This window comes from Synechococcus sp. H55.9, assembly GCF_047462355.1.
GTDB lineage: Bacteria > Cyanobacteriota > Cyanobacteriia > Thermostichales > Thermostichaceae > Thermostichus.
In genome coordinates this window covers 2,881-9,264 of sequence record NZ_JANSJB010000097.1, presented here as the reverse complement: position 1 = coordinate 9,264, position 6,384 = coordinate 2,881, and the positions used below count along the sequence as shown (strand labels likewise).

The following is a 6,384-nucleotide window of genomic DNA, read 5'->3' as shown; positions in this document are numbered from 1 at the left end:
ACGTCTCGTGGGCTCGGAGTTGTGTTTAAGAGACAGCCCCCAGCCCCTCTCCCTGAGGGAGAGGGGAGTTAGAGCGGCGCGTTCGCGACAGCGTTGCGAAGCAATAACAACGTAGAGAAAAGTTTCATGGCTATTTGAATGACCATACGTCCCGCTATCGGAATCGGCGCCATTTAGCTATTTGTTGTACTTGCTGGCGTCTCATTGTTACTTGAATGTTATCTGAATTGACTACAAGAAAGCGGCAGAGAAGGGATCCCTGCCGCCCGATTTCCTGGGGAGTTGGCAACAGAATCAGTATTGATTAAGTACCGATAATGCCACCGTCATTTTTGGTAATCACCACCACCGCCGAGCGGGGGTAGATGTTGTTGTCATAATTGGGCCAGCGAGAAATGATCTTGCCGGCGGCAAAGTCTTCCTCGCTGGTGCTGGCACCAGGGTGCTGCACGTTGATGAACAGAGTGCGCTGGTCGGGAGTGGTGACCACGCCGGTGATCTCCTGTCCGATCGGCCCGGTCAAGAAGCGGCGAATTTCGCCGGTATCCGGATCGGCAGCCAGCATCTGGTTGTTGCCGAACTGGGCAAAATCTCCCTTGTTGAGGTTGCTCTCGCTACAATCCGTTTGGATCCAGAGGCGACGGCTGGCATCGAACCACAACCCATCGGGAGAGTTGAAGATGTTGTCTGAGCTGAGAGCTTGGCCGGATAAGGTGCGGCTATCTCCTGGCGGGCCGGCCAGGACGAAGATGTCCCACTCAAAGCGGGTAGCTTGGGGCTGGCCATTGGCTTCCTTCCAGCGGATGATGTGGCCCCACTGGTTTTTGGGACGAGGGTTGGCGGCGTTCACCTGGTCTTGTTCCCGCTTGCTGTTGTTGGTTAGGGTGAAGTAGACCATGCGGGTCTTGGGATCCACTGCTCCCCACTCGGGCCGATCCATCTTGGTGGCGCCGACGAAGTCTGCCGCGGTGCGGGTGTTTACCAATACATCCGCCTGGCTGGTGAAACCATTCTCGGGGGTGAAGCCGTTTTGCCCAAACACCAGCGGGATCCACTCCCCTGTGCCGTCTTCGTTGAACTTGGCCACGTACAGGGTGCCGTTGTCCAGCAGGTGGCCGCCTGCCGTCTCCTTGCGGTAGGGCTCGGCAGAGACGTACTTGTAGATGTACTCAAAGCGGGCATCGTCCCCCATGTAGAGCACAATCGGCTGCCCTTCCACCGGCGGCTGGAACACCACGCCCTCATGGGCAAAGCGGCCCAGAGCTGTGCGCTTCTGGGGCTTGCTGCTGGGATCAAAGGGATCGATCTCCACCACCCAGCCAAAGGTGTTGGGCTCGTTGCGGTAGTCCTGGGTGGCATCTGCAGCGGTGGGGGTGGCGTTGAAGCGGATGAACTCGTCGGCCTTGTTGCTAGCCAGCTCCCAGCCGTAGCGGGAGGTCTCGGTGCTCACGCCGTAGCGCTTGTGCTCGCGGGGCAGGTTGGGCTTTTGATCCGGCCCTTTGCTGGTGTTGGTGAAGTAGCCGGCCCAGTTCTCCTCGCAGGTGAGGTAGGTGTTCCAGGGAGTAACCCCGTGGGCGCAGTTGTTTAAGGTGCCCCGTGTCATCGTGCCATCGGGGCTGAACTTGGTCTTGACGAAGTCGGATCCCCGCACCGGGCCCTGGATCTCCATGAGGGTGAGGCCGGTGATGCGGCGGTTGAGGCGATCCCGCACCACAGTCCAGTTACCGTCCGCCTCCCGCTTGATGTGGACAATGCTCACCCCGTGGGCGTTTAGCTCTTTCAGCACTTGATCGGGATCGCGGCTGCCGTCGGGGTTGACTGGGTAGCTCTCGTCGTTAAGCTTTTGACCCTTGGCGGCAGCATGCATAAAGCGCGGCTCCACATACTCGTGGTTGAACACCAACAAGCCCTCGGTGGAACTGCCCTGCCAGGGATCCTTGCCCTCAATGGGGAAGAAGTGCATGCCGTCGTGGTGGCTGCCCACCTGCATCCCCTGCTCGGCGCCGGTGTTCTCCAGCTTGAACTCAGGGTAGGTGCCGGTGATAGGGGTACCCCAGGCCAGCAGCGGTCGAGCCGTGTAGCCTTCCGGTACCACCACTTTGTCCTCTGCGCTCACGGGGATCGCCTTGAAACCCAGCAAGGCACTACCACTGGCCGCTTTGGCCGATTTACTGGCGTTGTTTAGCGCCGGTAGGCCAAAAAAGGTGGCCACTGCCGCGGCAACTCCCCCCTGCAACACTTGGCGCCGCTGCAGGCGAGTTTCCAGGATGCTGCTAAAGGTGGGGTTGGGCGAATGATTGCACAGAGGCTCGTCCCCATGGCGAAGCCTAGAATCCTGTGGATTATTCATGTTGAGTTCTCCCCTTCTCTTGTCTTGTCGATCTTTTATTCCCTGCGTTCTTCACGCATTGGGACAGGCACCCCAAAGCTAGTACCTAGAAGTTAAGAAGAGACCAGGACCAGGTTAAGCCTCGCCGATGTGAGAAATTTCTTTGGGTTGAGGTAATAGCTTATTAACAATTTGTTGGACTGTAGGGAATTTTGGTTTCTGACGTTTAACTTGTTTAGAATGGCCGGCTAAGCCTAAGGTTCTTGTCGTATCCTAGAGAACAAATACACCCCATCGCGATGGTAGAGAAGCTGAAACGAGGTTTCTTTTTGTAAGGCGGCAAGCAGGGTCTGGGAGAACTCTGGGCTGCTGCGCCACCCCGGATGGCGGCTGTTAAGCAAAACGTAGTCAAAGGGATCCCATTGTGCAGGGGGAGATCCCTTGAAGCGGCTCTCGTCAGTAAAGTAAATAACTTGCCGGTGGGTGAGGTGGGGGCTAATCTCGTGGGTAGTGAGGACGCCCCCTTGGGTGGTGATGTGGGCAAGGGCCTCGCGAGTGGCCTGCCAAGTGTCAAGAGACTGAAGATAGATGGAGCCGAAAAAGGGGTATTTTGCCAGAGCTAAAAAAGCCAGCAAAGACCAGGCTAGCGCTGCTTTTCTGCTTTTGACGGAGCAAAACCAAAAGGGGAATGCTTTCGCGTTTTCGATAACAGCTAGAAAGAGAAAAGGAACAACAGGTAATGCATACTGATGCACCAGATCCCGATAAGCAGGATTGCTAGAAAGTATATTCAGCCCCAGGGTTGGCAGGGCAGGGATCCAGGGATCCCAGTGGCGCCAGGAGAGGCCCCAAGCCACAGGAATGATTAACAAAAATCCATAGAATAGGGTGTCGAGAGAGAAGACTTTGCCTAAGACTAATGTTGGCTTGAGGACCAAGTTTTGGATAATTTCAGGAACGGAACTGCCCAAATAGCTATAGTGAGAAACGGCTGCCGGCTCGCTGCCACTGAAGTGAGGAATAATCCAAAAAGCGGCCATGCCAAACCAAGCCGACCCTGTCGCTATGGCAAGCCAGCCGGCCACTTGGCAGCGCCTTTCAACTCGTCTGCTTTCAAAGAGCAACAGCCAAGCTCCCAGGGCAACGACATTGAGAGACAACACCGCCTTGCAGCCGAGGATACCGCCTAGGCACAGCAAAAACCCCCACAACTTGCCAGAGCGAATACAGAGTATAGCTGCCAAAAAAAGGGGAACGGCCAACACTTCTGGATGAAAATCAAAAAGGTTGGCGTTGAAGATGGCCGGGTAGAGAAGATAGGCGGCGGCAATTGTTCTCGCCCTGCCAGAATCAATCTCGACCTGGAGCGCCAGATGGTAAACGGCCAGCGCTCCCAGCGTTAGTGCCAGAGCTTGAATGCCGAACAGCCAATATACAGAGGGAACAATGCGATACAAAAGACTGAGAGGATACAAGATAAAAGCTGCGTGATCCCCAAGAATGTGGATCCCGCGAATAGTAGAAAAAGGAAACTCGCCACGGCTGATTAAATAAACAGCTTGGTCGAAAATACCGAGATCATATCCTCCTGACTGAAACAAGTGATGCCGCGCAACACTGCAGCTCAAGAGAATGAAGAAATTACAAAGCGCCATTGCCGTCAGGCACAAAGGTAGAGGACGATCTTTCATAAGAACCAGGGCTCTTGGATCCTGTGGATCTCGGCAAGGCAACTTTACCGTCTTTCTCAGCCTTGCGTCACATCCCAGCGAGTCTGGATTGGGCAGATGAACCGTCTCAAGCCCGGGCCTCTCTCTTTCTTCAGGAGTATGAGAAAGCTTATTGGGGACAACGGTACAGATGAGCTAGGACTGGTTACGACAAGAGGGTGTAATTTGGCCCAAGATGGTAGCACGTCTTGCTCCAGTTGCTTCCGGCAAACTGTTGGTCTCACCCTGCCAGGTTTTATAAGCTAATACCGCAAAAGCAAAGGCTTCTTTGGCTGCAGAAGGGATCCCCACTTGGTCGGAGGTAAGCAGGGTTGTGGCCGGCAGTTGTTCCTGCAACAATTGCATGAGGACAGGGTTTTGGGTGCCGCCACCGCTGACGATAACTTGCTCTGGGATCGCGGGCAAGAAGTCTCTGTAAGCTTGGGCAATGGAGCGAGCGGTAAACCCCGTTAGCGTGGCAATGCAGTCGTGGGCGGAGGCAAATTGGGGCCAAATTCGTTCCAAGTAAAGGGATCCAAAGTACTCTCGGCCAGTGGTTTTGGGCGGTGCTTTATGAAAGTAGGGATCCCGCATCCATTCTGTAATTTTTTCCCAGTGGATCTGGCCTTGGGTAGCCCATTTTCCGTCGCGATCAAAAGCTTGTTGTCCTTGGCTGGCCCGCATCACCGCCAAATCGATCAACACGTTGCCGGGGCCGGTGTCGAAAGCCAAAGGGGATCCGCCGCTGCTGAGGCTAGGGAGATAGGTAAGGTTGGCTATGCCGCCGATGTTTTGGGCCGCCCGATGGAAGTGGGGATGACTCAGCAACAGCCAATCCACAAAAGCCACCAAAGGTGCGCCCTGGCCCCCCGCTGCCATGTCCCGCGCCCGAAAGTTGCTCACCACAGGGATCCCGGTCAGCTCGGCAATCACCGCCGCTTCACCGATTTGTAAGGTCGAGGCTTCTGGCCCATCGGGGCTGTGCCAAAGGGTTTGGCCGTGGCTGCCGATGAGATCGACCTGTGGGGGGGTGAGGTGGGCCGCTTGGATCCCTTGCAGGGCCGCTTCCGCAAAAGCGCGACCCAAACGAAAGTTTAAAGCGCAGATATGGTCTACCGTGCCGGTTTTGGGATCCGCAGCCCGCAAAATCTCTGCCCGCAGCAGCGGGCAATAGGGGATTGTTTGGAAATGCAACAGCTCCCACCGGAGAGGATCGTTGCCCTCGATGTGGACGATGGCTACATCGATCCCGTCCACAGAAGTGCCCGACATTAAGCCAATGACAATCACCTATCCTGTCGAGGGCTCGGCGCAGAGGCTTGAGAAGGTCTAAAGTTTTGCCCCCTTTTGGCCTTCCCTCTCTAGGATACAGGCAGGGTATCCAGAGCCGCTGCGTGGGGAATTCTGCATGAGTGACGCCATCCGCTACGACCTGCTTTTGGTGGGAGGAAGCTCCTCCAACCTGATCCTGGCCCATCGCCTTTTGGATCTGGCCAAGCTCTCGGGGCTCAAAATCTCCATCGCCATCTTGGAAAAAGCCCGGCAATTTGGCGGGCACATTGTCAGTGGTGCCATCTGCAATCCCCAGGCCATCGCCAGGCTCTTCCCGGATTTTGAGAGCCAAGGATTTCCCCACGAGGGGCGGGTGGAAGTCAGCCATCTGAGCGTACTGGGATCCCAAGAGCGCTGGGATCTGCCGGAAGCAGCGATCCCAAAGGGGTTGCGCAAGCAGGGGCAGTTCATCCTCACCCTTAGCCATGTCATCCGCTGGCTGGCCGAAACCCTGCAGGAAAAGGCCAAAGGGATCCCCAACGTTACCCTGGATCTGTTCCCCGGCTTTGCTGCCCACGAGATCCTCTACGAAGGGGAGCGAGTCATTGGGGTGCGGGTGAGCGACTCCGGCCAAGTTTACGAAGATTGCGTCTTTGCCGAGCTCACTTGTTTTGGCGACAAGGGATTTATCTCCAAAGACCTGGTCGAGAAGTTTCACCTGCGCCCTCGGCCGCAACTGTGGTCGGTGGGGGTCAAAGAGCTGTGGCAGATCCCTTGCTCGCTGCAGGGGCAGGTGTGGCACACCTTGGGCTATCCGGTTTTGGATGGCAGCTTCAGCGGCGGCTTTGTCTACGGCCTCAAGGATAACCGCCTGGCCCTGGGCCTCATCATCGGCCTCGACAGCAAAAATCCCAACCTCAACCCGCAGCAGCGCCTGCAGGAGTTCAAAGCCCATCCCTGGATCCAATCCCTGATTGCCGGTGGCAAGTTGCTCAAGTACGGGGCTGCCGTCATTCCTGAGGGGGGCTACTACAGCCTGCCCAGCCGCTTTGGCGTCGAAGGGGCTTTGCTCTT

General features: G+C 56.3%; 3 protein-coding genes and 1 pseudogene. 1 reads left to right on the top strand and 3 read right to left on the bottom strand.

Annotation, left to right across the window (positions count from 1 at the left end; translation table 11 throughout):
* Positions 1–304 precede the first annotated feature (304 nt).
* From NW857_RS11090 to NW857_RS11080, 3 genes are all read right to left on the bottom strand, one after another.
* Positions 305–2,350, bottom strand: coding sequence for a PhoX family protein (locus tag NW857_RS11090; protein WP_414333487.1), 2,046 nt, complete (start codon positions 2,348–2,350; stop codon positions 305–307).
* Between the two features lie 233 nt (positions 2,351–2,583).
* On the bottom strand, positions 2,584–4,020 hold the full coding sequence (locus tag NW857_RS11085; protein WP_414333489.1) for a DUF2079 domain-containing protein: 1,437 nt from the start codon (positions 4,018–4,020) through the stop codon (positions 2,584–2,586).
* A gap of 174 nt (positions 4,021–4,194) precedes the next feature.
* Positions 4,195–5,328 (bottom strand): anhydro-N-acetylmuramic acid kinase, encoded by a 1,134-nt coding sequence (locus NW857_RS11080; RefSeq protein ID WP_414333491.1) that lies wholly within the window; start codon positions 5,326–5,328, stop codon positions 4,195–4,197.
* Between the two features lie 118 nt (positions 5,329–5,446).
* On the opposite strand from NW857_RS11080, the pseudogene NW857_RS11075 reads away from it, so the two are divergent.
* Positions 5,447–6,384: pseudogene (locus NW857_RS11075) on the top strand (electron transfer flavoprotein); the annotation flags it as partial.